27 protein-coding genes are annotated in these 24,966 nt (G+C 65.6%); 10 read left to right on the top strand and 17 right to left on the bottom strand.

Annotated elements, in window-relative coordinates:
* Positions 1 to 38: 38 nt before the first annotated feature.
* Entirely contained in the window at positions 39 to 317 is a 279-nt protein-coding gene (locus GQ651_RS13065; protein ID WP_160764684.1) for an FAD assembly factor SdhE, read from the bottom strand.
* A complete protein-coding gene (locus tag GQ651_RS13060; protein WP_160764683.1) occupies positions 314 to 712 on the bottom strand; it encodes a helix-turn-helix domain-containing protein in 399 nt (132 codons plus the stop codon). The genes GQ651_RS13065 and GQ651_RS13060 overlap by 4 nt, the downstream gene beginning before the upstream one ends.
* A 79-nt stretch (positions 713 to 791) precedes the next feature.
* Between GQ651_RS13060 and GQ651_RS13055 the strand changes: the two genes are divergently transcribed.
* Together GQ651_RS13055 and GQ651_RS13050 are read left to right on the top strand one after the other, a co-directional pair.
* Complete coding sequence (locus GQ651_RS13055; protein WP_160764682.1) at positions 792 to 1,994, top strand: pyridoxal phosphate-dependent aminotransferase; 1,203 nt, start codon at positions 792 to 794, stop codon at positions 1,992 to 1,994.
* Entirely contained in the window at positions 1,991 to 2,401 is a 411-nt protein-coding gene (locus GQ651_RS13050; protein WP_160764681.1) for a hypothetical protein, read from the top strand. Before GQ651_RS13055 ends, GQ651_RS13050 begins: the two co-directional genes overlap by 4 nt.
* Positions 2,402 to 2,465: 64 nt before the next feature.
* On the opposite strand, the gene GQ651_RS13045 is transcribed toward GQ651_RS13050, so the two are convergent.
* On the bottom strand, positions 2,466 to 2,948 hold the full coding sequence (locus GQ651_RS13045; RefSeq protein ID WP_160764680.1) for a GNAT family N-acetyltransferase: 483 nt from the start codon (positions 2,946 to 2,948) through the stop codon (positions 2,466 to 2,468).
* A gap of 80 nt (positions 2,949 to 3,028) precedes the next feature.
* Here GQ651_RS13045 and GQ651_RS13040 point away from each other — a divergent pair, with 80 nt between their 5' ends.
* The 3 genes from GQ651_RS13040 (at position 3,029) to GQ651_RS13030 (ending at position 4,881) form a co-directional block, all read left to right on the top strand.
* Positions 3,029 to 3,634, top strand: coding sequence for a flavin reductase family protein (locus GQ651_RS13040; protein WP_160764679.1), 606 nt, complete (start codon positions 3,029 to 3,031; stop codon positions 3,632 to 3,634).
* 123 nt (positions 3,635 to 3,757) lie between these two features.
* The gene (locus GQ651_RS13035; RefSeq protein ID WP_160764678.1) at positions 3,758 to 4,249 is read left to right on the top strand and encodes a peptidase associated/transthyretin-like domain-containing protein; all 492 of its coding nucleotides are present in this window, start codon (positions 3,758 to 3,760) and stop codon (positions 4,247 to 4,249) included.
* Positions 4,250 to 4,320: 71 nt separating this feature from the next.
* Positions 4,321 to 4,881 (top strand): ferric reductase-like transmembrane domain-containing protein, encoded by a 561-nt coding sequence (locus tag GQ651_RS13030; protein WP_319637426.1) that lies wholly within the window; start codon positions 4,321 to 4,323, stop codon positions 4,879 to 4,881.
* Here the strand turns inward: GQ651_RS13030 and GQ651_RS13025 are convergent.
* From GQ651_RS13025 to GQ651_RS13010, 4 genes are all read right to left on the bottom strand, one after another.
* Complete coding sequence (locus GQ651_RS13025; protein ID WP_160764677.1) at positions 4,878 to 6,938, bottom strand: hypothetical protein; 2,061 nt, start codon at positions 6,936 to 6,938, stop codon at positions 4,878 to 4,880. The genes GQ651_RS13030 and GQ651_RS13025 overlap by 4 nt on opposite strands.
* A 252-nt stretch (positions 6,939 to 7,190) precedes the next feature.
* Positions 7,191 to 9,983, bottom strand: coding sequence for a DUF4159 domain-containing protein (locus GQ651_RS13020; protein WP_160764676.1), 2,793 nt, complete (start codon positions 9,981 to 9,983; stop codon positions 7,191 to 7,193).
* A 52-nt stretch (positions 9,984 to 10,035) separates the two neighbouring features.
* Positions 10,036 to 10,914, bottom strand: coding sequence for a DUF58 domain-containing protein (locus tag GQ651_RS13015; RefSeq protein ID WP_160764675.1), 879 nt, complete (start codon positions 10,912 to 10,914; stop codon positions 10,036 to 10,038).
* Positions 10,911 to 11,918, bottom strand: a complete 1,008-nt coding sequence (locus GQ651_RS13010) for an AAA family ATPase (protein ID WP_160764674.1) — start codon at positions 11,916 to 11,918, stop codon at positions 10,911 to 10,913. Before GQ651_RS13010 ends, GQ651_RS13015 begins: the two co-directional genes overlap by 4 nt.
* Before the next feature lie 74 nt (positions 11,919 to 11,992).
* Between GQ651_RS13010 and GQ651_RS13005 the strand changes: the two genes are divergently transcribed.
* Both GQ651_RS13005 and GQ651_RS13000 read left to right on the top strand, forming a co-directional pair.
* Entirely contained in the window at positions 11,993 to 12,577 is a 585-nt protein-coding gene (locus tag GQ651_RS13005; RefSeq protein ID WP_227258165.1) for a DUF1285 domain-containing protein, read from the top strand.
* Positions 12,574 to 13,317 carry a hydroxypyruvate isomerase family protein gene (locus GQ651_RS13000; protein ID WP_160764672.1) on the top strand — a complete coding sequence of 248 codons (744 nt, stop codon included), beginning with the start codon at positions 12,574 to 12,576 and terminating at the stop codon, positions 13,315 to 13,317. The genes GQ651_RS13005 and GQ651_RS13000 overlap by 4 nt, the downstream gene beginning before the upstream one ends.
* Positions 13,318 to 13,443: 126 nt before the next feature.
* Here the strand turns inward: GQ651_RS13000 and GQ651_RS12995 are convergent, their stop codons facing one another.
* From GQ651_RS12995 to coxB, 9 genes are all read right to left on the bottom strand, one after another.
* Positions 13,444 to 14,031 carry a GNAT family N-acetyltransferase gene (locus GQ651_RS12995; protein ID WP_160764671.1) on the bottom strand — a complete coding sequence of 196 codons (588 nt, stop codon included), beginning with the start codon at positions 14,029 to 14,031 and terminating at the stop codon, positions 13,444 to 13,446.
* A complete protein-coding gene (locus tag GQ651_RS12990; RefSeq protein ID WP_160764670.1) occupies positions 14,031 to 15,293 on the bottom strand; it encodes a M16 family metallopeptidase in 1,263 nt (420 codons plus the stop codon). Before GQ651_RS12990 ends, GQ651_RS12995 begins: the two co-directional genes overlap by 1 nt.
* A complete protein-coding gene (gene thrC / locus GQ651_RS12985; protein WP_160764669.1) occupies positions 15,290 to 16,678 on the bottom strand; it encodes a threonine synthase in 1,389 nt (462 codons plus the stop codon). Before thrC ends, GQ651_RS12990 begins: the two co-directional genes overlap by 4 nt.
* A gap of 12 nt (positions 16,679 to 16,690) precedes the next feature.
* Positions 16,691 to 17,374, bottom strand: a complete 684-nt coding sequence (locus GQ651_RS12980) for an SURF1 family protein (protein WP_160764668.1) — start codon at positions 17,372 to 17,374, stop codon at positions 16,691 to 16,693.
* Positions 17,375 to 17,501: 127 nt separating this feature from the next.
* Entirely contained in the window at positions 17,502 to 18,308 is an 807-nt protein-coding gene (locus tag GQ651_RS12975) for a cytochrome c oxidase subunit 3 (RefSeq protein ID WP_160764667.1), read from the bottom strand.
* Positions 18,309 to 18,331: 23 nt separating this feature from the next.
* Positions 18,332 to 18,925, bottom strand: a complete 594-nt coding sequence (locus tag GQ651_RS12970; RefSeq protein ID WP_160765161.1) for a cytochrome c oxidase assembly protein — start codon at positions 18,923 to 18,925, stop codon at positions 18,332 to 18,334.
* 41 nt (positions 18,926 to 18,966) lie between these two features.
* Entirely contained in the window at positions 18,967 to 19,161 is a 195-nt protein-coding gene (locus tag GQ651_RS12965) for a hypothetical protein (protein ID WP_160764666.1), read from the bottom strand.
* The gene (gene cyoE, locus GQ651_RS12960) at positions 19,158 to 20,090 is read right to left on the bottom strand and encodes a heme o synthase (protein ID WP_160764665.1); all 933 of its coding nucleotides are present in this window, start codon (positions 20,088 to 20,090) and stop codon (positions 19,158 to 19,160) included. Before cyoE ends, GQ651_RS12965 begins: the two co-directional genes overlap by 4 nt.
* A 12-nt stretch (positions 20,091 to 20,102) precedes the next feature.
* Positions 20,103 to 21,062 (bottom strand): cytochrome c oxidase subunit II, encoded by a 960-nt coding sequence (gene coxB / locus GQ651_RS12955; RefSeq protein WP_160764664.1) that lies wholly within the window; start codon positions 21,060 to 21,062, stop codon positions 20,103 to 20,105.
* A gap of 158 nt (positions 21,063 to 21,220) precedes the next feature.
* Here coxB and tldD point away from each other — a divergent pair, with 158 nt between their 5' ends.
* Positions 21,221 to 22,648 (top strand): metalloprotease TldD, encoded by a 1,428-nt coding sequence (gene tldD, locus GQ651_RS12950; RefSeq protein ID WP_160764663.1) that lies wholly within the window; start codon positions 21,221 to 21,223, stop codon positions 22,646 to 22,648.
* A 4-nt stretch (positions 22,649 to 22,652) separates the two neighbouring features.
* Positions 22,653 to 23,090, top strand: a complete 438-nt coding sequence (locus GQ651_RS12945) for a hypothetical protein (protein ID WP_160764662.1) — start codon at positions 22,653 to 22,655, stop codon at positions 23,088 to 23,090.
* 14 nt (positions 23,091 to 23,104) lie between these two features.
* On the opposite strand, the gene GQ651_RS12940 is transcribed toward GQ651_RS12945, so the two are convergent.
* On the bottom strand, positions 23,105 to 24,139 hold the full coding sequence (locus tag GQ651_RS12940; RefSeq protein WP_160764661.1) for a hypothetical protein: 1,035 nt from the start codon (positions 24,137 to 24,139) through the stop codon (positions 23,105 to 23,107).
* A gap of 210 nt (positions 24,140 to 24,349) precedes the next feature.
* On the opposite strand from GQ651_RS12940, the gene GQ651_RS12935 reads away from it, so the two are divergent.
* Positions 24,350 to 24,829 (top strand): GNAT family N-acetyltransferase, encoded by a 480-nt coding sequence (locus tag GQ651_RS12935; protein WP_160764660.1) that lies wholly within the window; start codon positions 24,350 to 24,352, stop codon positions 24,827 to 24,829.
* The last annotated feature ends 137 nt before the right edge of the window (positions 24,830 to 24,966 follow it).

The following is a 24,966-nucleotide window of genomic DNA, read 5'->3' as shown; positions in this document are numbered from 1 at the left end:
AAAATTCGGTTAAAGCATAACGAAATCGCAGAAAATCGTCAGGACTTGCGGATCGTGTGGGTGTCTTCCGCAAAGGCCCGGACCTGATCCAGAAGGTTGCTGAACGTATCGGGCGCAGGCGCCTGACCGCTGACCCACTGGTAAAGGTCCTGATCGTTCTCCGACAACATGACCTCGTAGAGGTCCAGCGTCGCATCGTCGAGCGTCGCCAGACGCGCGTCCGAGAACGGCCCGAGAAGCATGTCCATCTCGCGGGTGCCGCGCCGCCACGAGCGGATCGAAAGCCGTTTTTCCCTTGTCTTTCGGTCCTCTGTCATGCGGCGCTGTCGGCTACTGCGGTTCTCAGGCGCTTTTCGAGGACGCCGATGCGATCGGCGGCCTGACTCATCTGGGTCCGCAGCATGCGCATCTCCGCCATCACCTCGCGAAGCTCAAGCGGTTCGCCCGAATCGGAAGGGCCATCGGGCCCGTCGCCTTCGCCGGTCAGAAGCCACGGCATCGACACGTTCAGAAGACCGGCCAGCATCTGAAGCCGGTTCGCACGTGGCTCGGACAGGTCGTTCTCCCATCCATCCAGCGTCTTCGTCGCCACGCCGAGTTTCTTGGCCAGGTCCTTCTGGCTCAGTCCCTGCCCTTCGCGCGCTGCTGCGATGCGGTCGCCGAAAGTGGCCGCGTCGTTGGAATACCAGTTCACGTCTGATGTGTCGGTCATGGGTACGTTCCTAATGGCTTGCGGGTGGGATACCCACTACCTATGACAAAGCGACGTAGACTTCTTCACGGACACGACCATGTCATTCCTTTCTGCGACACTAGACCGCGTCAAACCTTCACCCACCATCGCGGTCACGACTCTGGCGGGCGAGCTTCGGGCGCAGGGGCGCGACGTGATCGGCCTTGGTGCCGGCGAACCTGATTTCGACACGCCCGAACATATCCGTGAGGCCGCAAAAGCCGCCATCGACGCAGGAAAAACGCGCTATACGCCGGTGGACGGCATCCCCGAGCTGAAGGCCGCTATCCGCGACAAATTCCTGCGCGATAATGACCTCGACTATCCGGTGGCCGACATCACGGTCGGCACCGGCGGGAAGCAGGTGCTGTATAACGCTCTGGTCGCCACGCTGAACCCGGGCGACGAGGTGATAATCCCCGCGCCATACTGGGTCAGCTATCCCGACATGGTCAAACTGGCCGGCGGCGAGCCGGTGATCGTCGAGGGCGGGCTGGACGCCGGCTACCGGATCACGCCCGAACAGCTTGAGGCCGCGATCACGCCCAGGACGAAATGGCTGATCTTCAACTCGCCCTCAAACCCCACGGGCGCGGGCTATGACGAGGCCGCGCTCAGGGCGCTGACCGATGTGCTGGAGCGTCATCCCCATGTCTGGGTCCTGACCGATGACATGTACGAGCACATCGCCTTTCCGGGCTTCGAGTTCCGCACGCCTGCACAGGTGGCTCCCGCGCTCAAGGACCGGACACTCACAGTCAACGGCGTCTCCAAGGCCTACGCGATGACCGGCTGGCGGATCGGGTACGCGGGCGGGCCGTCCGAACTGATCAAGGCGATGCGAAAAGTGCAGTCGCAGTCCACGTCCAACCCCTGCTCGGTCAGTCAATGGGCAGCCGTAGCGGCTCTGAACGGCCCGCAGGACTATATCCCCATGAGCCGTGATGTGTTCCTCCGCCGCCGCGACCTTGTCGTCGCGGGGCTGAACGCGGCTGAGGGTGTGACCTGCCCCGTGCCCGACGGCGCGTTCTATGTCTACCCGTCCATCGCCGGCTGCATCGGCAAGACGACGCCGGCCGGCAAGAAGATCGAGAACGACGAGGATTTCGCCACAGCCCTTCTTGAAGACACCGGCGTCGCCGTGGTCTTCGGCGCGGCGTTCGGCCTGTCGCCCAATTTCCGCGTCAGCTACGCAACCTCGGACGAGGTGCTGGAAGACGCCTGCCGCCGCATTCAATCCTTCTGCGCGGGCCTGAAATGAGCGACTCCGCCCTGCCCGAGCTCTACTTCCGCATCCGCGAGAACGGTGCCCAGGTGTTTCGCGTGGATACCGAGAGCCGCAACCGCCGGATCGAGATGGATCAGATCGCCGTGGTCAATATCCGCAACGGTGAGATCAAGCCGCATGGCGAACGGGAGATCACGGACGACGAGCGAGCCGGCATCGATGCATGGGTCGCCGAGAGGAAGGAAACACTTCGCGCGCGCGATCTCGACGATGCCCGGCGCATGGTCGACCGGCTGAACCTGACCGCACTCTGGATGCAGCAGCGCGCAACCCCGGAAGAGATCGACGAGGTGGCCGATGCCCTTCTCCTGGCCATGCACGATCTCAGGGGCGTCATCGTCCGCAAGAAGTCGGACAAGCTGAAGTCCGAGACCGACTGATCCTTCGCCTGTTCCGAAATATCACGGGGTGAGGCGCGTCAGCGCCGATGGGCAGAGCCCCTGCCTAGGGCGACCACTGGCGCACCTGCCCTGTCACACCGTCCCATGCGCCAGGCACAAGCGCGCGCCCCAGCACCCGGTCGGGGTTGGTCGGTGGCGGCATCAGCACGTCCTCGAGTTTCGCAAAGCCGAAGCGGCCATAATAGGGCGCATCACCCACAAGGATCACCCTGTCCCAGCCTTCGGCTGCCGCGAGGCTTTCCTCGATCAGAAGCGCGCCCAGACCCTCGCCCTGTCTGGTGGGATGGACCGCAATCGGACCCAGCAGAAGCGCCTGCGCGTCACCTACATGTACCGGCCAGTAGCGGATCGCCCCGGCGAGGACCCCGCCCTCGTCTCGTGCCACGCGGCTGAGCGCGCCCACCGGATCGATCCCGTCGCGCAATCGGTAGGACGAAAGCGCCGTGCGGCCCGGCGCGAAGCAGAGGTCGTAGAGCGCCTCGACCTCCCACCAGTCCTCGTCGGTTTCGCGCTTCAGCGAATACACCCGCGCCACCTTTCGCCATTCGGGGTGGAAAGGCGCGTAGCACGAGGCTAGGTCAGGCACAAACCCGAAGGAGGTGCCCCTTGTTCTATCGCCCCGAAGACGGCCACGGTCTGCCACACAACCCGTTCAACGCCATTGTGACGCCCCGGCCCATCGGCTGGATCTCGACGCGGGGGGCCGATGGATCCGAAAACCTCGCGCCCTACTCCTTCTTCAACGCGGTCGCCTATGTGCCGCCGCAGGTCATGTTCGCCTCGACCTCAGCCAAGCCGGACCGGGGCGACACAAAAGACAGCGTGGCCAATATCCGGGACACGGGCGTTTTTTGCGTGAACGTCGTGGAATACGCGATGAAGGACGTGATGAACACGACATCGGGCCTCTGGAACAAGGACGTGGACGAGTTCGACAAGGCCAGGATCGAGCGCGCGCCCTGCGAGGTCATCCCCTGCAGCCGCGTCGCCGCCGCGCCGGCCTCACTGGAATGCCGGATGACGCAGATCGTGAAGATCGAGGGTGAGCACAATTTCCTCGTCCTCGGTGAAGTCGTGGGCGTCCACATGCGGGACGACTGCCTGAAGGACGGCATGTTCGATATCCTGAGCTTTGAGCCCCTCACGCGGCTCGGATACCGCGACTATTCGCGCATCACCGAGGTCTTTTCGCTGAAACGGCCGGGGGAGTGATCCCCGCCGGGCCGGACGCGGATAGCCGCTACACCCGCCCGACCTCACCAAGCTGTGACCTCGTCCCGTTGCGATGGCCTCTCGGCTTGCTATCTTAAAAGACAAGCAATCCATAGGTGCGGCATGACACGGTTCAATCCGACACGAAGACGGCTTCTTGCAGCGGGCGCGGCGAGCGCAGGGGCGCTGATCCTGCCCGGCCTCACCGTTCCGGCCCGTGCGGCAGGTCTTGCGCCCACGCCGACCATGCGCGGCGGTGCGAACAACTACCGCCCCGGCGCACCCATCGTCGAGCGCATCGGCGGCGGCGGGTTCCTGATGTCCGGCACGGTGCGGCGCGCTGGCGACGGCGCGCCCATCGCGGGTGCGCGCATACAAATCTGGGCACACACGACTGAAGGGCACGAACGCGACTGGCACAGCCACGGCGCCACTCTGACCGACGCAGATGGCGTGTTCCGCATGGACATGCCCCAGATCGTCCCCGCCTTCGGTCAGGCACACGGGCATCTGGCCTATGACAGCGACGGCTTCGAGACCGTTTTCCTGCGCCCCGTTATGGCGCGCTCCAGCGATACGGCGCTCGAAGCGCATTTCGTGCTGAAACCGGCCTGAAACCGCTGTCGACGCTTCGCCCGCTGCTGATCTGGGCCGTCCTTGCGACTCTGCTGATTGCGCCGGTCGCGGTGGCGGCCAACAGCCCGCTTCTGGCATGGCGGGACCCGATCTATATCGCGGGCGGTTTCGCCGGCATCGCCGCGCTGGCCCTGCTTCTGCTGCAGCCGCTTCTTGTCGCCGGGCTGTTGCCGGGCGCGCCGCGCGCCATCGGTCGCAAGATTCACCTCTGGTCCGGTCTCCTGCTCGTCGTGTCGGTCGTGCTGCACGTGGCCGGTCTCTGGGCGACGAGCCCGCCGGATGTGACCGACGCGCTGCTCTTCCGCTCGCCCACGCCTTTTGCCGTCTGGGGCGTGCTGGCGATGTGGGCGGTTTTCGGAGCGGCGGTGTTGGGTCTCGGACGCAAACGACTAGCGCTGCCGCCGCGCATCTGGCGCATTGCACATGCCGCCCTTGTCACGGTTGTCGTGGTCGGAAGCGTCCTTCACGCCGTTCAGATCGAAGGCGCGATGGGGTCCGTTACCAAGTTGATCCTCTGCGGCGCTGCCGTTCTGGCGCTCGGGGCGGCGTTCCTGAGGCTCAGAAGCTGGGCTGCGTTCCAGGCGCGCACGGCGTCGGGGAGACGAAGCTAGCGCCGCCCTTCGCGAAGCCATGCGCCGATAGCGAGCGCGGCGGCCAGAAGCAGCATCGCCCATGCCGGCAAGAGCGGCGAGACGCGTACATCCGCCGTAACATAGGCATCGCGCGGCGTGATCCCCAGCCAGCCACGGCCCGCCGCCGCGCGTCCTTCGCGGACAAGGCGCAGACCCGGCACGCCATCCTCGATCCGGCGGACACCGCCGCGCATCGCATCCACAACCGGTTCCAGCCTTTCGGCAGAGGCGATCGTCTCTTCGAATTCGCGGGGCGACGCCGGGCCCAGGGCGACGACCGCCTCTTCCACGCCATCGCTCAGCCGGTAAAGCCCGATCTCGGGCGCCGTCCACTCGGCGGCGAACCGACCCGGCGCCGTCTCGGTCAGGTCCAGCGTGACCGTCTCGCCATCCGGCCCGATCACGGTGAGCGGCCCGACTCCATCCTCAAGCGTGCGGCGCAGGATCGACATCGTCTGCCCTTCGGCGGTGACCGTCAGCGCCTCTTCCTCAAGATCGGGTTCCTTCATCATCCAGTGCGCCAGCCGCCGGAGAAGCTCAAGCTGCGGCCCGCCCCCGTCATAGCCACGAGACCAGAGCCAGGCGTGATCCGAGGCCAGAAGCGCCACGCGCCCCTCGCCCACCCGGTCAAGCACCAGAAGCGGGCGGTCTTCCACGCCGGTCATCACTGTGTCGCCCCGGTCCGAGACCACATCGACGAGGCGCAGCCAGCGGCCCCAGTTCGGCTCGGTCTCGAGGTCCGGCGCGAACCCTTCGGTGACAGGGTGACGCTGCCCCAACTCGCTGACAGTGGGCCGGTAGACCTCTTCCAGAACGCGGCCCGTGGGCGCGGCGGGCAGGATGTCGGACAGCGGCGAGCGGTAGATCGACTCGGCGGTGGCATAGTCCGGTCCCGCCGCGATCAGAAGCGCGCCGCCGTCTTCGACATAGCGCCGGACGTTGTCGAGATAGATCGACGGCAGGATGCCCCGCCGCTTGTAGCGGTCGAAGATGATCAGGTCGAATTCGTCGATCTTGTCGAGGAACAGCTCCCGCGTGGGAAAGGCGATCAGGCTGAGTTCATTGACTGGCACGCCATCCTGTTTCTCGGGCGGGCGGAGGATGGTGAAATGCACCAGATCGACCGACGCGTCGGACTTCAGGAGGTTTCGCCATGTGCGCTCGCCCGCATGCGGTTCGCCGGAAACGAGCAACACCCGAAGCCGGTCGCGCACGCCGTTGATCTGTACAACAGCAGCGTTGTTCCGCGTGGTCAGTTCGCCCGGGGCTTCGGGCAGGGTGAATTGCAGCACGTTGATTCCGCCATGGCGAAGCGTCACCGGAAGGTTAAGATCCTCGCCGATGGGCACATCGAAGACTTGTGGCTCGTTGCCATCCACGGCGATTTCGATCTGGGCGCGTTGGGGCAATTGGGCGGGGACGTCGCCCTGATCCTCGATCCTGAGAGTCAGCGTGATCGGCTCGTCGATGATGGCGAAGGCGGGCGCGTTCCGGACGATCAGGCGGCGGTCCCAGTCGCCGTCCTCGCCGGTCAGAAGCGTATGGACCGGCGCGGGCACATCCGGGGCCTGCTCCACGTCATGGAGCTGACCATCTGTTACCATCAGGACGCCCGCAATCCGCGCGCGGGGCTCTTCCGCCATGGCCTGCGTCAGAGCGTCCATCAGAAGGGTGCCCCGGTTCTCGTCGGCATCACCCAGCCGCACGACGCGCAGTTCCGTGTTGGGCAGACGCGCAACCTCGGCCTCGACCCGTGCCACCGCTTCGGCGGTCTGATCGGGCCGTGAGGCGATCCGCTGGCTTGCGCTTTCGTCGACGACGAGGATGACGATGTCGGACAGAGGTTCGCGATCTTCGGTCTGAACCGACGGGTTGCCCACCGCGATCAGAAGTGCGGCCAGCGCCAGCCCGCGCAGCCACCAGCCCCTGAGCCCCCGCCAGAGAGCAAAGCCGACAAATAGGGCCGCGACGGCAGCCAGGGCCCAGAGAACGGGCCACGGCAGGAGCGGATCCAAAATGATCGAGCTATTGCCCACGTTAATGCGCCTCCTGCCGAATCATGAATATCTGTACCGCAGGGCGATGCAGGGCCGAGGTATTAACCCGTGTGTGAGTGTGGGGGTCGGTCAGGCGTTGTCCGCCCGGTGCATCCGTCGGAATTGCAAGGGTCTCCCCCCTCCGCGGACGCCCGGGCAGTGCGGGAAAGCCCGGCTCGATGCGAAAGGCGGAGAACCGCTGCAGGGAGGCGGGTCGGGCCTTCTCGTGCTGCGTGAGCTGGTGCGCCATCCTCATTGTCCCAGCCTGTCCAATAGCGCCGGCACATGGACCTGATCGGATTTGTAGTTGCCGGTCAGCACGTGCATCACGAGGTTCACGCCGAAGCGATACGCGATCTCGCGCTGGCGTTCCCCGGCAAAGCCGCGCCCCACGGGGAAGATCGGTACGCCACTGTCATCCACAGCCCAGGCTGACGCCCAGTCGTTGCCTCCGATCACCACCGGGGTCACGTTGTCGTTGAGGTTTCGGAACGGCATCCCCTCGGCCCGCTCGGCGTCGGCGGGCGATGCCTCGACCCAGACATCGCGGCTGATGTGCCGTCCGGGGAAATCCTGCAGCAGATAGAAGGTGCGCGTCAGCACGTGGTCTGACGGCACCGGCTCGAGCGGCGGAATATCCAGCGGCAGCGCCAGTTCCTGCAGCTTGCGGCCATTCGGGCTGGTTCCGCCGAACCGCGCCGTGTCGGCATCCCGCGTGTCGAACAGGATCATGCCGCCGGTGCGCAGGTAGCGGTTCAGGTTCGCATAGGCGTCCAGAGACGGGCGCGGCTGATCCGGCGTAACCGGCCAGTAGAGGAACGGAAAGACCGAAAGCTCGTCAAATTCGAGGTTCACCGCCGTGGGCTCGATCGGCTCGATCGAGGTGCGCCGGAAGAGAACGCGGGACAGGCCCCTCAGCCCTGCCTCTGACACCTGATCGACCCGGTCATTGCCGGTCACGACATAGGCCAGCGTCACCTCGGACGCGGCGCGAAGCGCGCGCTCCAGTTCGGTGTCTGTCATCTCTTCGGATTGCGCCAATGCGGCGCCCGGCTGCGTCGCCGCAAGGACCAGCGCCAGAAGAACCGCAGCCGCCTGCCCCGCGCGCGGACCGCTCAACCGCCCCGAGAGCCAGAGCGCGGCCAGCACATCGGCCAAAAGGAAGGCCAGCGCCGCCGACAGAACGATACCCTTGAGCGGCGTTTCCGACACGGTGGCCAGCCCTTCGATCCGAGTGCCGTCGGGCCAGACCGCTTCGCTGATCGCGGTATCCGCCGTGGCCACGTTCAGCGCCAGCCGACGGTCCTCGCCCGCATAGAGACCGGGCGGCAGATCGCGGCCCGGGCCGCCCTCGGCCAGTCTTTCGCCCGGAACGCCCGGCATCGTGCCAGCCTCTTCGACGCGGCCAAAGGCGGTGATCGCCTGATCCAGCGTCCACGACGTTCCGGCAAGATCGGCAGCAGACGGGTCGCTCGGGCGGGACGAGACGGCAAGCCGTTCGAGCATAGAGACGAACAGACCCGAAAGCGGCAGGCTGGACCATTCGGCATTCGCGGTGACGTGGAACAGGACGACCTGCCCCTCGTCGAGCCGCTTGCGGGTCACAAGGGGTGTGCCGTCGGCCAGCGTGGCGATGGTGCGCTCGGCCAGTGTCGGATCGGGCTCGGCCATGACCTGCGCCGAAACGGTGACGTCCTCGGGCACGGTCAGGCCGAAGAACGGACTGTCCGGCCCGAAGGCGCGGAGCGTCTTGGGTTCACCCCAGCTCATCGCACCGCCCACGTTCCGGCCGCCGATGCGGAGACGCACGGGCATAAGCGGCTCGTCGCCCGAGCGGCCCACATCCGAAGCGGCAAGCCGCGGTCCCGCAAAGCGCAGGAGAAGGCCGCCATTCCGGACCCAGCCTTCGATGGCCTCGGGCTCGGTACCGCCAAGCTGGGCGATATCGGCCATGATGATAACGTCGGGGTTGGCGAGAACGATATCGTCGATGGACCCGTCGATGATGTCGGTGTTCGGGATCAGCGCCTGTTCCAGGTAATGCGTGGGCGACAGAAGCTGCAGGCCCTCGCGCTCGTCCCGTGGCGACAGGATCGCGATCTCGCGGCGGCGGAGGCCGTCATCGGCAAGGCTGACGGCGCCGGCGGAGCGAAGGCCCTGGATCTCGAACCGGGTGATGCGATTCCGAAGCTCGGGCTGGAGCGCGATGGAGGCGGTCGCCACCGTCTCGCTCGGTGCGAAACCGAGTGTCGCAGTGGCAAGGTCGCGGGGTGTGCCGGCGGGGTCCAGACCGTGCGCGGCGACCGTCACGCTGTCGGGGCCGTCCGCGCGGCTTCGCACCGCTTCCAGAACAATCTGCCCGTCCTCCCACCGCGCCGGACGGAGCGCCATCACGGGCCGCGCGGACTGGAACACCGTGATCTCGCCCAGATCGGCCAGCCTGTCTCGCAAAGCCTCGCGCCCGTCCCAGGACAGGCCGTCCGACAGCCAGAAGGTCTCGACCTCCTCGTCTAGGCTCGCGGCCCATGCCGCAAGCGCATCGGAATCGGGCAGCCACGGCGCGGGCTGAAGACCGGGCAGAGCCGCGCTCCACGCATCCGCCGCACGCAGCGGCAACCCACCCTCGGCAGGCAGGTCCGTCAGGACGACGATGGCGGTTTCCCGACCGGTGGCCTGCGCGTCCGTCAGCGCCTCATCCACGCGCGCGATGCGGCGGGACCAGTCGGGTGCGTCGGCCCAAGTGCCGTCCATCACGATCAGAAGCGGTCCGGTGCCGTCTTCGGAAGTAACCGGGTTCAGGACCGGTCCGGCGAACCCAATGATCGCGGCGCCAACGGCCAGCATCCGCAAAAGAAGCAGCCACCAAGGCGTCTTGTCGGTCTGTTGTTCATCATCCTTGAGCCCGAGGAGCAGCGCCACCCCCGGGAACCGGCGCCGGATCGGCGCTGGCGGCACAGCACGCAGGATCAGCCAGAGGATCGGCAGCGCCAGCAGCCCAAGGAGAAGCCACGGCACGGCAAAGCCCAGAGGTCCGATCGTCCACATCAGACGTCCCTCCGGTCAGCCTCGGCCGGAACATATGCGGAGCTGTACAGGGTCAATGCACACGCTCCAACGCACCGTAAAGCCAGAGAAGCGCGCCCGACGCAGGCCGGTCCGTATGGTAGCAGAGATACTGCCAGCCCGTGTTCCGCGCGAGCCGCGACAGCGCGTCCTTACGGGCGGCAAGACGCTCCAGATAGCGCCCGCGCAGGTCGCCCGCCTTCAGCGTCTCATGGACCATCGTGCCGCCGATACTCTGGAAAATCGTCCGCCCGTCGAAGGGGAACGCCTCTTCCTGCGGGTCGAGCACCTGGCAAAGCGCGCCGGAAATCCCACGGTCGGCGGCGCGGGTCAACGCGCGCTCGACCGGCGCGAGGTCGCCCATGAAGTCGGAAAAGAAGACCGCCCGCGACCGCGCCGGAATGCCCCGAAGCTCGGGCGCCTCGTATTCGTCAGCCTCGGCAGGCGAGGCCAGCGCGTCGGTCAGGCGCAAAAGCTGAACCTGCCCCGTCCGCGGCGGCAGACCGGCATTGGTCAGACCCACACGCTCACCGCCCCTGACCAACAGAACGGACAGCGCAAGGGCCAGCCGCCGGGCCGTGTCGGCCTTTGTGGCGATGTCCTTCGCACTGGAAAATTCCATCGACTGCCCGGCGTCGAGCCAGAGCGCGACCGACTGCGCGGCCTGCCATTCCTTTTCACGCACGAACAGCGCGTCATCGGCCCGGGCCGAGCGCCGCCAGTCGATCATGCGCGCCTCGTCGCCCGCATGGCTGGGACGGTATTGCCAGAACTGGTCGCCCTGCCCCGTGCGCCGCCGCCCATGCTCGCCGGTCAGGACCGACGCGGCAAGATGCTCGGCCGCCGCGAGAAGCGGCGGAAGCGGGCCGGCAAGCGTTTCGGCCTCTTGTCTGAGCCCGGCGCCTGTTCTCACGCGGCCGCCTCGATCCGCGTGACCTGAGCGGTCACGCTGTCGATTACGTCCGACAGCGCCATGCCCCGCGCCCGCGCCGCGAATGTCAGCGCCATGCGGTGTGTCAGAACCGGCGTCGCCATGGCCGCCACGTCCTCGGCCGACGGCGCAAGCCGCCCGTCCAGAAGCGCCCGCGCCCGAACCGTCAGCATAAGCGCCTGCGCCGCACGCGGCCCCGGGCCCCAGCCGACATTGTCGCGCACGATGTCGCTTGCCGAAGGCTCATCGGGGCGGCACGCGCGCACGAGGTCGAGGATCAGCTCGACCACCGCCTCGCCCACCGGCATCTGCCGGACCAGCTGCTGCGCCGCCATGAGCGAGACCGCATCGAACACGCGCGTCGACTGCGCCTCGGCGGTGCCTGTGGTGGCCATCAGGATCTCACGCTCGGTGTCGCGGTCGGGGTACGGCACGTCGATCTGTACGAGGAACCGGTCCAGCTGCGCTTCAGGCAGGGGATAGGTCCCCTCCTGTTCGATGGGGTTCTGGGTGGCGAGCACATGGAAGGGCTGCGGCAGCGCATGGGCGGCACCGGCCACGGTGACCGATTTCTCCTGCATCGCCTGCAACAGCGCCGATTGCGTGCGCGGGCTGGCACGGTTGACCTCGTCCGCCATCAAAAGCTGACAGAAGATCGGTCCCGGGATGAACTTGAAGGCCCGGCTACCATCGGCCCCGGTTTCCAGCACTTCCGAACCGAGGATATCCGCCGGCATCAGGTCGGGCGTGAACTGGACCCGCTTGCCATCGAGGCCAAGGACCGTCGACAGCGTGTCCACCAGCCGCGTCTTGCCAAGCCCCGGCAGACCGACCAGAAGCCCGTGCCCACCACAAAGGATCGACGACAGAACAAGGTCGACGACCCGCTCCTGCCCGATGAACCGCTTGGTGATGCTGGCCTTGGCCTCACCGAGCTTTTCGCCCAGCACTTCGATCTCTCGGACAAGGTCGGCAGGATCGGACATGGCAAAGGCTCCCAAAGTTTCTATGCTCTCAGTAAAGGGAAGTATGGCCCGTGGCACAAATGGCAAAAGGCGAAATGACACAAAAGATCGTGAAACCCGACCCCGAGGGCCTCGCGGCCAGCGCCCGTGCCGCCCAAAAAGGCGGTTTGCCGCCGGTCCATCTCTGGAACCCGCCCGATTGCGGCGATCTGGACATGCGGATCGCGCGGGACGGGACGTGGTTCTACCTCGGCACACCCATCGGCCGGCCCGAACTTGTCCGGCTCTTCTCGACGATTCTCAGGAAGGACGGCGACCGCTACGTGCTCGTCACCCCGGTGGAAAAGGTCGGCATTCAGGTCGACGACGCCCCCTTCGTCGCCGTGGATTTCGAGGCGATGGGCGAGGGCGACGCACAGGACCTGACCTTCGTCACCAATGTGGGCGACCGCACGACCGCCGGCCCCGATCATCCGATCCGTGTCACGCGCGATCCGGAAACGGGCGAACCTTCGCCCTACGTCCATGTCCGCGCCGATCTTGAAGCGCTGATCGACCGGAAGAGTTTCTATCGCCTCGTGGACATCGGCTGCCACCGGGACCATGAGGGCGCATCCTGGTTCGGCCTCATGTCCGGCGGTGTCTTCTTCCCCGTCATTCCTTCGGCAGAACTTCCATGAAGCTGGCGGCGAATCTGACGATGCTCTTCGGGGACGCCCCCATGTGGGAGCGGATCGACGCCGCCGCGGATGCGGGGTTCACCGGCATCGAAATCCTGCAGCCCTACGGCGAAGACCCGATCGATCTCCGCCACACGCTCGAAGCCGCCGGGCCGGGCCTTGTGCTGATCAACACGGCCGAACCCGACTGGGAAGCCGGCGGGCGCGGGCACGCGGCGGTCCCCGGTCAGACCGACGCGTTCAGAAAGCATCTCGACCGGGCGCTCGCTTTCGCGTCGGACGCGGGCGCGGAGATTATTCATATCCTCGCAGGCCGCGCAGAGGGTGCCGAGGCCCGCGAGACCTACCTCGCGAACCTCGCCTTCGCCTGCGACAGCGCCCCGGACATGGCCTTCACCATCGAGCCCCTGAACCCCGCCGACCAGCCCGGCTATTTCCTGAACGACTTCGAACAGGCGGCGGATATCCTCGACACGCTCGGCCGCGCGAACCTGTCGCTCCAGTTCGACACCTACCACGCCCACCGCATCACCGGCGACGCACGCGCCGCATGGACGCGCCATTGTGGTCGTGTGGGCCATGTGCAGGTGGCGGGACCCGATCGGCACGAACCCGGCGCCGATGAGATCGCCCTCCTTCAGGCCATTGCCACTTCCGTTTACACAGGTTGGATTAGCGCCGAATACCAGCCCAAGGCCGACACCGAGGAAGGCCTCGGCTGGATGACCGATCTGATCTGAAGCCAGCCTTACCCACTTCGCCTGTTGCGAAATATCCCGGGGTGAGGCGCGTCAGCGCCGAGGGGCAGAGCCCCTGACGAAGAGCATCACGTATCGCACGCCCGGAGGGCGGGCGATTCCGCCGGATCAGCCCCGGCTCTCCACGCGTCCCCGCCGGTCGCGGCGAAGATTGGCGTAAAGCACATGGTTCCGCCAGCGCCCCGCGATCTGGAGATAGCTTTGCGCCACGCCCTCGTACTTGTAGCCGCATTTCTCCAGAAGCCCGCGCGAGGCCGCATTCTCGGGCAGGCAGGCGCTTTCGATCCGGCTCAGATCGACCACTTCGAAGGCGTGATGCACCAATGCCGTCAGGGCCTCCTTCATGAAACCCGACCGCGCAAAAGGCTCGCCGATCCAATACCCGATCGTCCCCGCCTGGGCCGGCCCCCTCCGGATGTTGTCCAGCGTGATCGCCCCAAGGATACGCCCATCCGTCCGCCGCTCCAGAAAGAGCGGGATGGCGGTACCTTGCGCGATGGACCGGTTCGCCCAGTAGACCCGGTTGACGAAACTCTTCCGGGTCAGGTGATCCGACGACCACTCCGGCTCCCACGGTTTCAGGAAGGACGCGCTTTCCTGCCTCAGCGTCGCCCAGGGTTTGTAGTCGGCGTGAACCGGCGGCCTCAGGATCAGCCGCTCCGTGTCGATACGGACCCGCCCCCGCCGCCGGATCATCACGCGGCAAGCCTCTCCGCAAGACGCCCGATTTCCGGCGCGCCGGAGACCGGACCGTAAAGCGCCATGGCCGGACGCCCGGTCTCCACCAGACCGGCCACAAAGTCGCGAACATCCCCGGTCGTCACCGCGTCGATATGGGCCACGGTTTCGTCAATGGCGGGGACCCGGTCCCAGATCGCCAAGAGCCGCGCCATCCGCTCGGCCCTGCTGGACGGGCTCTCGAGCCCCATCAACAGTCCCGCCTTCATCTGTGCCCGCGCGCGGGCCACTTCGGCAGGCGTCATGTCATCGGCCGAGCGTTTCAGCTCGTCGATGGTCAGATGCGCCAGATCGCCCAGTTCCTCGCCGCTCGTCCCTGCATAGATCGTAAGAAGCCCGCTGTCGGAATAGGCGCCGATCTGGCTGAAGATCGTGTAGCAGAGCCCACGCTTCTCGCGCGCTTCCTGAAACAGCCGCGAGGACATGCCTCCCCCGAACGCCGTCGCGAAAAGCTGCGCGGTCCAGACCGCCTCGTCACGATATCCCGGCGTCTCGAAGGCCAGCGCGAAATGCGCCTGCTCCAGCCCCTTCTCGACCCTGCACTCTCCACCCCGGAACGCTGCCGGCTCGAAGCTGCCGCCATCATGGGCCGGCAAATGACCGAACGCCGCCTCGGAGGCGCGCACAATGGCGTCGTGATCTACACCGCCTGCTGCAGCGACGATGATATTCCCCGGTGCATAGCGCTCGGAAACGAAGCGCGACAGGTCGTCCGCCCCGAACCGCTCCACCCGCTCGGCAGGTCCCAGAATCGTGCGCCCCAGAGGCTGCTCGGGAAAGGCCGTTTCCTGCAACCAGTCGAAGATGATGTCGTCCGGCGTATCCAGTGCCTGACCGATCTCCTGCAGGATCACGTGGCGCTCGACCTCGATCTCGCGGCCCTCGAAGATCGGGTTCAGCACGATGTCGGAAATCACATCCAGTGCCAGCCCGGCATCTTCGGCCAGCACGCGCGCGTAATAGGCCGTCATCTCGCGGCTGGTATAGGCGTTGATATAGCCGCCCACATCCTCGATCGCCTCGGCGATCTGCAGCGCGTTCCGCGTCTTCGTCCCCTTGAACGCCATGTGCTCGAGGAAATGCGCGATCCCGTTCTGATCCGCACGCTCGTGCCGCCCGCCGGCATTGACCCAGACTCCGACCGAGGCCGATCCAAGCCCCGGCATATGCTCGGTCACGACGCGAACCCCGTTCGCCATGCGGTGCAATTCAACGGTCACGTGCGGCGCATCTCCCTGATCACCCGTTCGATTTCACTCAGGTCGTTCGGGACCCGGGTGATCCGTTCCGGACGGTCATAAAGGTCGCTCATCCGCGAGGGAAGTGGCGGGCGCAGGCCCGTGGCCGCCTCGACCGCGTCGGGGAACTTGGCCGGATGCGCCGTGGCGAGCGTGATCATCGGCTCGGCACCCAGAAGCTCTTCAGCCACCTTCACCCCCACGGCGGAATGCGGACAGAGCACCTCGCCCGTCCGGGCGCGCATGGCGGTGATCGTCGCGCTCGTCTCTTCTTCCGAGGCCCGGCCCGAGGCGTAAACCTCGCGCAGCACCTCGATCGCGCCCTGGCTCACGGGAAAACCGCCCGCGCTCTTCAACTCGGCCATAAGCTGCGCCACGGCCGCCCCGTCCCGCCCGTAAGCGTCGAACAAAGCACGCTCGAAGTTGGACGACACCTGAATATCCATAGACGGGCTGATCGTGGGGCTGACACCCTCTTTCTGATAGCGACCGGTCTCAAGCGTCCGGTGCAGGATGTCGTTGCGGTTCGTGGCCACTACCAGCTTGGCGATGGGCAGCCCCATGCGCTTTGCGATGTAGCCCGCGAAGATGTCCCCGAAATTGCCCGTGGGCACGGTAAAGCTGACTGCCCGCTCGGGCGCGCCAAGCGACAGGGCCGACGAGAAGTAATAGACCACCTGCGCCAGCACCCGCGCCCAGTTGATCGAGTTGACCGCCGCCAGCCCCACTTCGTCCCGGAATGCCACATCGGCGAACATGTCCTTCACCGCCGCCTGGCAGTCGTCGAAATCCCCGTCGAGCGCCAAAGCATGGACATTCGCCTCGACCGGAGTCGACATCTGGCGCCGCTGAACCTCGGACACGCGGCCATGGGGGTAGAGGATCATCACGTCGACATTGTCGAGCCCCCGGAACGCCTCGATTGCCGCAGAGCCCGTGTCGCCCGACGTCGCGCCCACGATAGTCACCCGCTCGCCCCTGCGCTTCAGCGCGATCTGGAAGAGCTGGCCGATGATCTGCATCGCGAAGTCCTTGAAGGCCAGCGTCGGCCCGTGGAACAGCTCCAGCAGGAAATGGTTCGGTCCGAGCTGAACCAGAGGCGCCCGTGCGTCGTGGCCGAAGCCCTCGTAGGCGCGCGCGATCGCGCCCCGCAACTCGTCCTCGGTGAAACAGTCGCCCACGAAGGGCGCCATCACCCGATAGGCGATCTCTTCATAGGGCGCACCCGCCAGCGCGGCGATCTCGCCCTGCCCGAGCGTCGGGACGCTCTCGGGCACATAAAGCCCGCCATCGAGCGCAAGGCCGGTCAGCATCGCCTCTTCGAATGTCAGATGGGGCGCGTCCCCCCGTGTGGAAATGTATTTCATCGGTCTCGTTTCTCAGACGTCTCGTCGCTGGATACGCCAGATCAGGAACGCCGTCATCCCCAGCCAGACGGCGGCCAGTCCGAACCATTGCACCGCATAGCCCAAATGGTTGTTGGGAATGCCCGCAGTCGTCACCGGCATCGGGGTGGCGCGAGCCGCACCCTCACTCTCGATGGATCGCGCGACGACCAGAACCGGCTCGGTCCCGAGCGCTTGCGCCAGAACCGGAACGTCCCGCGCGAACACCAGCCCTTCTTCCAGATCCGGCGCAGGCGTGAAGCTGTCGGTCTCCTCGGGCCAGTGCAGGTTGCCCCGGACCATCATCCTGATCGGTGGCGGTGCGTCCTTGGTCTCGACGCCGGCGACGGGCAGGAAGCCCTCGTCCAGAATGACGCGCCTGCCGTCATCGGTCTCGAACCCCGACAACAGCCGATAGCCCGCCCCGCGCTCTTTGGTGGAGACAAGCGCATAAAGGGCATCACCGGTGCTCTGTCCGCTCACCGCCACCGGCAGATAGCGGTCAGTTTCCGGTTGCGGAACCTCGGGGATCGCCACCGGCAGCGCGCCGATCCGCGCGTCGATCTCGGCCAGAACGCCTTCCTTCCACGCCAGCCGCTCAAGCTGCCACAGCCCGAGCGCCACCAGAACCGTGGCTCCGAGAAGACCGAAAACAAGGGGAATGCCGAACCGCTTCATCGTCCCTCAACGCAAAAGGCGCGAAACACCCGCCCGCGCCTTCTTCTTGGTGAAAATACTCCGGGGAGCGCGAGGGGCAGCGCCCCTCGCCTACCGCGACGCGGGCGAAGCCCGCGGCGCAACCCGATCAGCTGCCCCAGATATAGATCGCGGCGAAGAGGAACAGCCAGACAACGTCGACGAAGTGCCAGTACCAGGCCGCCGCCTCGAAGCCGATATGCTTCTCGGGCGTGAAGTGGCCCGCCCGCAGGCGCAGGTAGCAGACGAAAAGGAAGATTGTGCCGATGATCACATGCGCGCCGTGGAACCCCGTCGCCATGAAGAAGTTCGCGCCATAGATGTTGCCCGAGAAGCCGAAGGCCGCATGGCTGTACTCATAGGCCTGGAATGCGGTGAAGATGATCCCGAGAACGACCGCGATGATCAGGCCGTTGGCCATGTCCTTGCGGTTGTTCTCATGGACCAGCGCATGGTGCGCCCAGGTCGCGGCGGCACCCGAGCACAAGAGGATCAGCGTGTTGATCAGCGGCAGGTGCCAGGGGTCGAAGGTCTCGATCCCGGCCGGCGGCCAGACACCGTCGACCGCCGGGCTCATGCCGGTCGGATCCATCGGGTAGAGCGCGTGCTTGAAGAAGCTCCAGAACCACGCCGCGAAGAACATGACTTCCGACATGATGAACATGATGAAGCCGTAGCGCAGGCCGAGGCGAACCACCGGCGTGTGGTCGCCCTGGTTCGATTCGGCCACGACTTCGGACCACCATGCGAACATGACGTAGAGCGTCCCGGCGAGGCCGATGAAGAACATGAAGGGCGTGATGTCGTGCATCCAGAGCACCGCCCCGAAAAGCATCACGAAGCCCGACAAGGCCCCCAGGAAGGGCCAGAGCGAGGGGCTCAGAATGTGATAGTCGTGGTTTTTCTCATGCGCCATGGTCGTGTTCCCTCGGGCGTGTTCTAGTTCGTTGTTGTCTGAAGCGTCCCGTCTTCCAGAGCCGCCTGCCGGGGCTCGTAGTCCTCGGGCAGATCGGTTTCATGGAACGTGTAGGACAGCGTGATCGTCTTTGCAAACCGGGCGTCGGGGTCGTCCAGAATGTCCGGCTCGACAAAGAAGCTGACCGGCATGGACACCCGCTCACCGGGTTCGAGCACCTGCATCTCGAAGCAGAAACAGGCGATTTTCGAGAAATAGGCCCCCGCCGCGAAGGGCGCGACGTTGTAGCTGGCCGTCCCCGCGATGGGCCGGTTTGTCGGGTTGTAAGCCTCGTAGAAGGCAAGCCCCTCTTCCCCGATCCGGATCGTCATCTCGCGCTCGACCGGCTTGAACTCCCAGGGGAAGCCTGCCTCTTTCGAGGCGTCGAAGCGCACCCGGATGGTCTGTTCGAGAGGCTCGTCCATCGCGGCTTCGGCCACGTCGGTCGCCCCGCCCCAGCCGGTCACCCGGCAGAACCAGTCGTAAAGCGGCACCGAGGCCCACGCGAGCGACCCCATGAACAGGACGACGCCCACAAGCTGCACCACCGTGCGGTTCTTGGGGTCCATTCCGGCCATGTAGCCGCGGAGGCCCGTCTTGTTTCCCTCGGGGCGATCGCTCATTGCGCGGCCTCCGTGGGGATCATTTCGGGGCGGACCACGTGGTCGAAGCCCTGGATCGAGTCGCCACGGGTCACCTTGACCACGGTCAGCCCGAAGACCACCGCGATGAAGAAGACCAGCGTCAGCGCCACACCCACGTTGCGCGACAGGCGGCGCTGATGCAGCTCATGGGTTGCTTTGATCTCGGTCATAGGCCACCCCAAGTCCGCAGCGCCGCGTCGATCATGAGCGCACCGAAATGGGCAAAGAGATAATAAAGCGAGAAGCGGAAAAAGGCTTTCTCGGTCTTGTAGTTGTCGGCCTCTGCCGCAGCCTCGTCCCGGCGCCAGATATCGACGGCGCCTTTCAGGAACCACGCGTTCAGCGCAACGGCCACGATCAGCGTTACCGGACCACCGACCGGGGTCAGCGCCAGCCAGACACCAACGGGCGCCAGCAGGACGGTATAGGCCAGGATGTGACGCCGTGTGGCCGGACGGCCATGGGTCACGGTCAGCATCGGGACGCCGGCGTCGTCGTAGTCGGACTTCATGAACAGTGCGAGAGCCCAGAAATGGGGCGGCGTCCACATGAAGATCAGCGCGAACATCAGGGCGCTTTCGATCGACACGCCGCCGGTGACCGCAGCCCAGCCGATCATCGGAGGAAATGCGCCTGCGGCCCCGCCGATCACGATGTTCTGCGGCGTCCAGCGCTTGAGCCACATCGTGTAGATGACGGCATAGAAAAAGATGGTGAAGGCCAGAAGACCGGCTGCGAACAGGTTCGTCGCCAGCGCCAGCATCACGACCGATATGCCGGAAAGGGCCACACCGATCGCCAGCGCCTCGCCCGGCTCGACCCGGCCCGACGGAACGGGGCGCTTGGCTGTGCGGCGCATGACGGCGTCGATATCGGCGTCGTACCACATGTTCAGCGCGCCAGAGGCGCCCGCGCCAAGGGCGATGAACAGAATTGCAGTGAAGCCCTCGAACGGGTGCAGCCCGCCCGGCGCGACCAGAAGCCCGGCCAGCGCCGTGAAGACCACGAGCGACATCACCCGTGGCTTCAGAAGCGCGACGTAGTCCCCGAATGTGGGTTCATAGTCGCGGCTGACGGCATTGACGCTGACTTCGGTCATCGCGGCCCGGCCTTAGTTCGCCGATGCGAGCTTGAGAGCGGCCGGCTTCGGCACGATCTCGCCCGCTTCGATGGCGGCGCGCGCCTCGTCCAGCCAGGTCTGGTACTCGGCGTCGGTCACGGCGATCACGGTGATCGGCATGTAGGCGTGGCTGATGCCGCAAAGTTCCGAGCACTGGCCGAAATAGACGCCTTCCATGCCCTCTTCGACCTCGAACCACAGCTCGGCCAGACGGCCAGGAACGGCGTCCTGCTTCACGCCGAAGGCAGGAATGGTCCAGGAGTGGATCACGTCCGCGCCGGTCACCTGCATCACGACGGTCTTGCCCGTGGGCACGACGACGGCGGTGTCGGTGGCCAGAAGGAACGCTTCGGGGCCGTAGCCGAAATATTCCAGACGCGCGACGGCTTCGTCATTGAAGACCTGCGGCGCGGTCAGCTCCTGATCATCGCCAAAGCCAGCAGCCTCGTCGTTGATCTTGTAGGAGCCGTCGATCATGTAGCTCTCGAAGGCGATCTCTTCGTCGATATACTCATAGCCCCAGTACCACTGGTAGCCGGTGACCTTCACGATCACGTCGCCTTCCGGGATTTCCTGTTGCTTGAACAGAACCGGCAGCGAGAATGCACCGATGAAGACGAGAATGACGATGGGAACGACCGTCCAGGCGACCTCGACCGGCGTATTGTGCGTGAAGGTCGCGGGCTCGGGGTTCGCACGCGAGTTGTAGCGCACGATCACGGCCACGATCAGGGCAAGCACGAAAAGCGTGATGATCGTGATGATCACCAGGAGCATTCCATCGAGCCACTGGAGGTCGCGGGCAAGTTCGGTTGCAGCCGGCTGGAAGCCGATGCCGCCCTCGGTCGGCGCACCGACCACAGGCAGTCCCTGAGCGGCGGCGGCGGTAACGGTGGCGGTCAGCCCTGCAAGAGCGGCAGCCAGACGGGTGGAGACGGTCGAAAGACGCATTGATCCTCGGGTCCTGTTACTGTGTCGTTCCCCGGCCCACCGACGCGGCGGAAGGGCCTGTTGTTCTTGCGCGCCTAGAAATCATATTAGGGGGGTAGGAACAAGGCTCGGCATTGCGGCATTCAGCCGCCCGGGCCGCGACAGAAGGACCTCCGCCAATGCAAGACGCCAGACAGTTCCGCCCTTTTGAAGACAGGCTGGATGAGGCGCGCGCGCTGCATCTTCTGCGCGAGGCCGTGGCCGGCGCGGACGATGGCGAGCTGTTCATGGAGCGCCGCCGGTCCGAGGTTCTGGCCTGGGATGACGGGCGCGTGCGCACCGCCAGCTATGACGCATCCGAGGGATTCGGCCTCCGCGCCGTGCGGGGCGAAACCGCGGGTTACGCACATTCCACTGACCTGAGCGAAACCGCACTGAAGCGCGCCGTCGAGACCGCGCGCCTTGCAGTGGGCGACGGAGGCGGCACGATGGCCCCGCCGCCGCCGGCCACCAACCGCAAACTCTACGGAGACGCCGATCCGATGGCGGATGCCGAGTTTCCGGTGAAGGTCGACACGCTGGCCGAGATCGACGCCTATGCCCGCGCGCTCGATTCGCGTGTGGTGCAGGTCACCGCGACGCTGGCCGCCTCCCTGCAGGAGGTCGTGATCCTGCGCCCCGAGGGACACGCGGTCACCGACACGCGGCCGATGTCCCGTATGAACGTCTCGATCATCGTCGAAGAAAACGGCCGCCGCGAAAGCGGCAACTCGGGCGGCGGCGGGCGCCATTCGCTGACCGGCCTGATCGAGCGCGAGCACTGGGAGGCCGCGGCGCGCGAGGCGCTTCGGATCGCCTTGGTTAACCTCGAGGCCGTCCCGGCCCCTGCCGGCGTCATGGACGTGGCGCTTGGCCCCGGCTGGCCCGGCATCCTTCTGCACGAGGCCATCGGTCACGGGCTGGAAGGCGACTTCAACCGCAAGAAATCCTCGGCTTTCGCTGGCCTCATGGGCCAGCAGATCGCCGCGAAAGGCGTTACGGTCCTCGATGACGGCACGCTGCCCTACCGGCGCGGCTCGATCAGCGTCGACGACGAAGGCACGCCCTCGAACGCCACGACCCTGATCGAGGATGGTGTGCTGGTCGGCTACATGCAGGACCGTCAGAATGCCCGGCTGATGGGTGTCGCGCCGACGGGCAACGGTCGGCGGCAGAGCTATGCCCATGCGCCCATGCCGCGGATGACGAACACCTACATGCTCTCGGGCGACGCGACGCCGGGCGATATCGTGGCCGACGTGAAGGACGGCATTTACGCCGTAGGCTTCGGCGGCGGGCAGGTGGACATCACGAACGGCAAGTTCGTCTTCTCCTGCACCGAGGCCTACCGTGTGAAGGACGGCAAGATCGGCGCACCGGTCAAGGGGGCGACCCTGATCGGGGATGGCGCGACGGCGCTGCAGAAGATCCGTGCCGTCGGCAACGACATGTCGCTCGACCCCGGCATCGGGAACTGTGGCAAGAACGGCCAGTGGGTGCCGGTGGGCGTGGGACAGCCGACCCTTCTCATCGGAGGGCTGACGGTGGGCGGCTCGGCGGCGGGCTGATCGCGTGGCCCTGTCGCCGCTCTTTCTCGCCGGTCCACGCGAGATCTCGTGGCGCTGGTGGCATCATCTCGTCGCCACTACCGTCATGGTCGGGGTGGCTTTGGCGGTAAGCTGGTCGGGGAGCCTCGTCTGCACCGCCCCGCGCGAGTTGATGGGGGAATGGCCCTGCGCCGCGCTGCTTCTCCTTGGTCTTGGTTCGGTCTACGGGCTGCCGGCCCTGCCGGTCGGTGTCCTAGTGCTCTGGGCGCTGCGGAGCTATGGGCTCGCCGGACCGGGCCCCGTGGCCGCAACCGGCGCGGCTCTAGGCGCGCTGATGACGGCGTGGCTGTTCGGTCCCGGACAGGTCGAGGCGGCTCTTGTCACCGCATTGGCCGGGGTGGGTGCCATTCTGGCGCTTCTCTACAGGATGGTGCTGGCCCTGTTCGCGCGTGGCGCCGAGTAACCGGCGCGACGCCGTCAACGCCGCGCCACGATACCCCCGACCAGATCGCCACCCGCACCCGTCAACGTCACGTTGCCGGTAAGGTAGTTGCTTTCGGTCGTCAGCGGATCGCCTCCGAGATCCTGATAAAGGAGCCCGTCATAACGGCCCTGCATCGAGGCCACCCCGGTGTTCGGATCGTAGTCTGCTGTATAGGCCGCGCCCGAATAGGGTTCGCTCCAGCTCGGCGCCAATGGATCGGTCTCGGCAAGGACGATATCTTGCAGCGAATACGTTGCGGTCGAAACGTCCACGATATCTCCGCTCATCGTTTTGCTGGAGAAATCCACATCTAGACTTGCAATGCCGGACACGATCTCCTCGGGGCTGAAGCCCGACCGGTAGATTCCCCTCATCTCGCCGTTGAACGTGACGATCCCCGAACCGACCGTCCTCATCTCGAGATACTCTCGATTCGCAAGCGTCGTCGTGCCGATCATCTCGAACGGCTCGAACGAGCCCCAGCCGTCGAAGTCGATGTCCCAGAAGATGATCGCTGCGAAATCCAGATCGGCGTTCGCGTCATGATCGGTGTTGAAGATGATCACCCGCGCGGGTGCAGGGGTCGTATAGAGGTCGTTCAACTCGGCTTCGAAGATGTCTGTCGGGCCGCCTTCCTCGTCGATCCTGTCTCCGAGGGTGAAATTGATGGACGGATTGTAGTCGAATGGCGGCTTCGCGAATGTTCCGGCGCGTATCCGCATCCGGTCGATCTGGCTCTCCGAGGTGGTATTGTAGCCACCCGCCGTGATGTAGATTTCACTGAAGTGAAAGTTCGACAAAGTGTCATGGATGCTCTTTCCGCCGGACGTCCTGAGAATAGCGAGGCTGGACCCGACGCCGAGCCCATCACCGAAACTGTCATTCAATCCGAAGATGCTGAGCTGGCTCGACGTCCGAAACGGCTCGGGGTCCGGTGGTGGTGCTGACGGCGCCTCCTCCACCACAGCCCCGCAGGCCTGCAAGGCCGCCGCTCCGATACATGCGCAGAATGCGGTCCGAATGCTCATGCCACCCTCCCCTTTTGGCAGACCGACCGTTACCGGAGGTGTCCGAACACGTGTCGGTCATCAGGAATCCTCTTCGAAAACACGTTCCCACCCCTTGATACATATCAAATCATATATTTTCGCTCTGCCATCAGGTGCCTTGCACTGCCGGTCAACCGGCATGTTAAGACTGCGATCAAGCCCGCCTCCGCATTGCGAACAGACCGTCAAATGAGCCAGCCGATCCGCCGTGCCGACCCTGCAGACCTTGGCCCACTGGCCAAGCTCTGGCACGACGGTTGGCATGAGGCGCACGCCGCGCATGTACCCGCGGAACTTGTCCGCCACCGCACCCCCGAGACCTTTGCAGCCCGACTGGCCAGGTACGGCGACAGGCTCAGGACCGCCGGGCCGTCAGGCGCTCCGCTCGGTTTCTGCGTGGTGACCGGTGACGAGATCGATCAGCTTTTCGTCTCGGACAAGGCGCGGGGCACCGGCCTTGCCCAGACTCTAATCGAGGACGGCGAGGCGCGGCTTGCCGCCGCCGGAATTCGCGACGCGCACCTGCTTTGCATCCCCGAGAACACGCGCGCCATGCGCTTTTACGAGCGTATGGGCTGGACGAACCACGGGGTAAGCATCCAGACCGTCGAGATCGAGGCCGGCGGCTTTCCCCTGTCCGTTGCCGTCTTTCGCAAGACGCTCGAATAACAACCGCGCCGCGAAAGTACCCCGAAAAATCCAAGTTTCGTCAAATTCGCTACGCATTTTAGGTGTTAGATCAACCTGCGTCGGTTTTTGACGCAAACGTAAGCGGTTGGCATCGCCTTGGGGAACATTACCGATCC

The organism is Kangsaoukella pontilimi, assembly GCF_009830125.1.
Taxonomy (GTDB): domain Bacteria; phylum Pseudomonadota; class Alphaproteobacteria; order Rhodobacterales; family Rhodobacteraceae; genus Kangsaoukella; species Kangsaoukella pontilimi.
The sequence above is the reverse complement of the archived record's forward strand: the minus strand, read 5'-3'. Positions and strand labels throughout refer to the sequence as shown.

Bases quoted from the DNA above. Each gene is read 5' to 3' on its own strand.
- GQ651_RS12995 (WP_160764671.1), bottom strand. From the start codon at position 14,031: ATGATCCGGCGGCGGGGGCGGGTCCGTATCGACACGGAGCGGCTGATC.
- coxB (WP_160764664.1), bottom strand. From the start codon at position 21,062: ATGCGTCTTTCGACCGTCTCCACCCGTCTGGCTGCCGCTCTTGCAGGG.
- GQ651_RS13010 (WP_160764674.1), bottom strand. From the start codon at position 11,918: ATGTCCGATCCTGCCGACCTTGTCCGAGAGATCGAAGTGCTGGGCGAA.
- GQ651_RS12935 (WP_160764660.1), top strand. From the start codon at position 24,350: ATGAGCCAGCCGATCCGCCGTGCCGACCCTGCAGACCTTGGCCCACTG.
- GQ651_RS13020 (WP_160764676.1), bottom strand. From the start codon at position 9,983: ATGTGGACGATCGGACCTCTGGGCTTTGCCGTGCCGTGGCTTCTCCTT.
- thrC (WP_160764669.1), bottom strand. From the start codon at position 16,678: ATGAAATACATTTCCACACGGGGGGACGCGCCCCATCTGACATTCGAA.
- tldD (WP_160764663.1), top strand. From the start codon at position 21,221: ATGCAAGACGCCAGACAGTTCCGCCCTTTTGAAGACAGGCTGGATGAG.
- GQ651_RS12970 (WP_160765161.1), bottom strand. From the start codon at position 18,925: ATGGCCGGAATGGACCCCAAGAACCGCACGGTGGTGCAGCTTGTGGGC.
- GQ651_RS13035 (WP_160764678.1), top strand. From the start codon at position 3,758: ATGACACGGTTCAATCCGACACGAAGACGGCTTCTTGCAGCGGGCGCG.
- GQ651_RS13060 (WP_160764683.1), bottom strand. From the start codon at position 712: ATGACCGACACATCAGACGTGAACTGGTATTCCAACGACGCGGCCACT.
- GQ651_RS12980 (WP_160764668.1), bottom strand. From the start codon at position 17,374: ATGAAGCGGTTCGGCATTCCCCTTGTTTTCGGTCTTCTCGGAGCCACG.
- GQ651_RS13055 (WP_160764682.1), top strand. From the start codon at position 792: ATGTCATTCCTTTCTGCGACACTAGACCGCGTCAAACCTTCACCCACC.
- GQ651_RS13050 (WP_160764681.1), top strand. From the start codon at position 1,991: ATGAGCGACTCCGCCCTGCCCGAGCTCTACTTCCGCATCCGCGAGAAC.
- GQ651_RS12975 (WP_160764667.1), bottom strand. From the start codon at position 18,308: ATGGCGCATGAGAAAAACCACGACTATCACATTCTGAGCCCCTCGCTC.
- GQ651_RS13005 (WP_227258165.1), top strand. From the start codon at position 11,993: ATGACACAAAAGATCGTGAAACCCGACCCCGAGGGCCTCGCGGCCAGC.
- GQ651_RS12965 (WP_160764666.1), bottom strand. From the start codon at position 19,161: ATGACCGAGATCAAAGCAACCCATGAGCTGCATCAGCGCCGCCTGTCG.
- GQ651_RS13065 (WP_160764684.1), bottom strand. From the start codon at position 317: ATGACAGAGGACCGAAAGACAAGGGAAAAACGGCTTTCGATCCGCTCG.
- GQ651_RS12940 (WP_160764661.1), bottom strand. From the start codon at position 24,139: ATGAGCATTCGGACCGCATTCTGCGCATGTATCGGAGCGGCGGCCTTG.
- GQ651_RS13000 (WP_160764672.1), top strand. From the start codon at position 12,574: ATGAAGCTGGCGGCGAATCTGACGATGCTCTTCGGGGACGCCCCCATG.
- cyoE (WP_160764665.1), bottom strand. From the start codon at position 20,090: ATGACCGAAGTCAGCGTCAATGCCGTCAGCCGCGACTATGAACCCACA.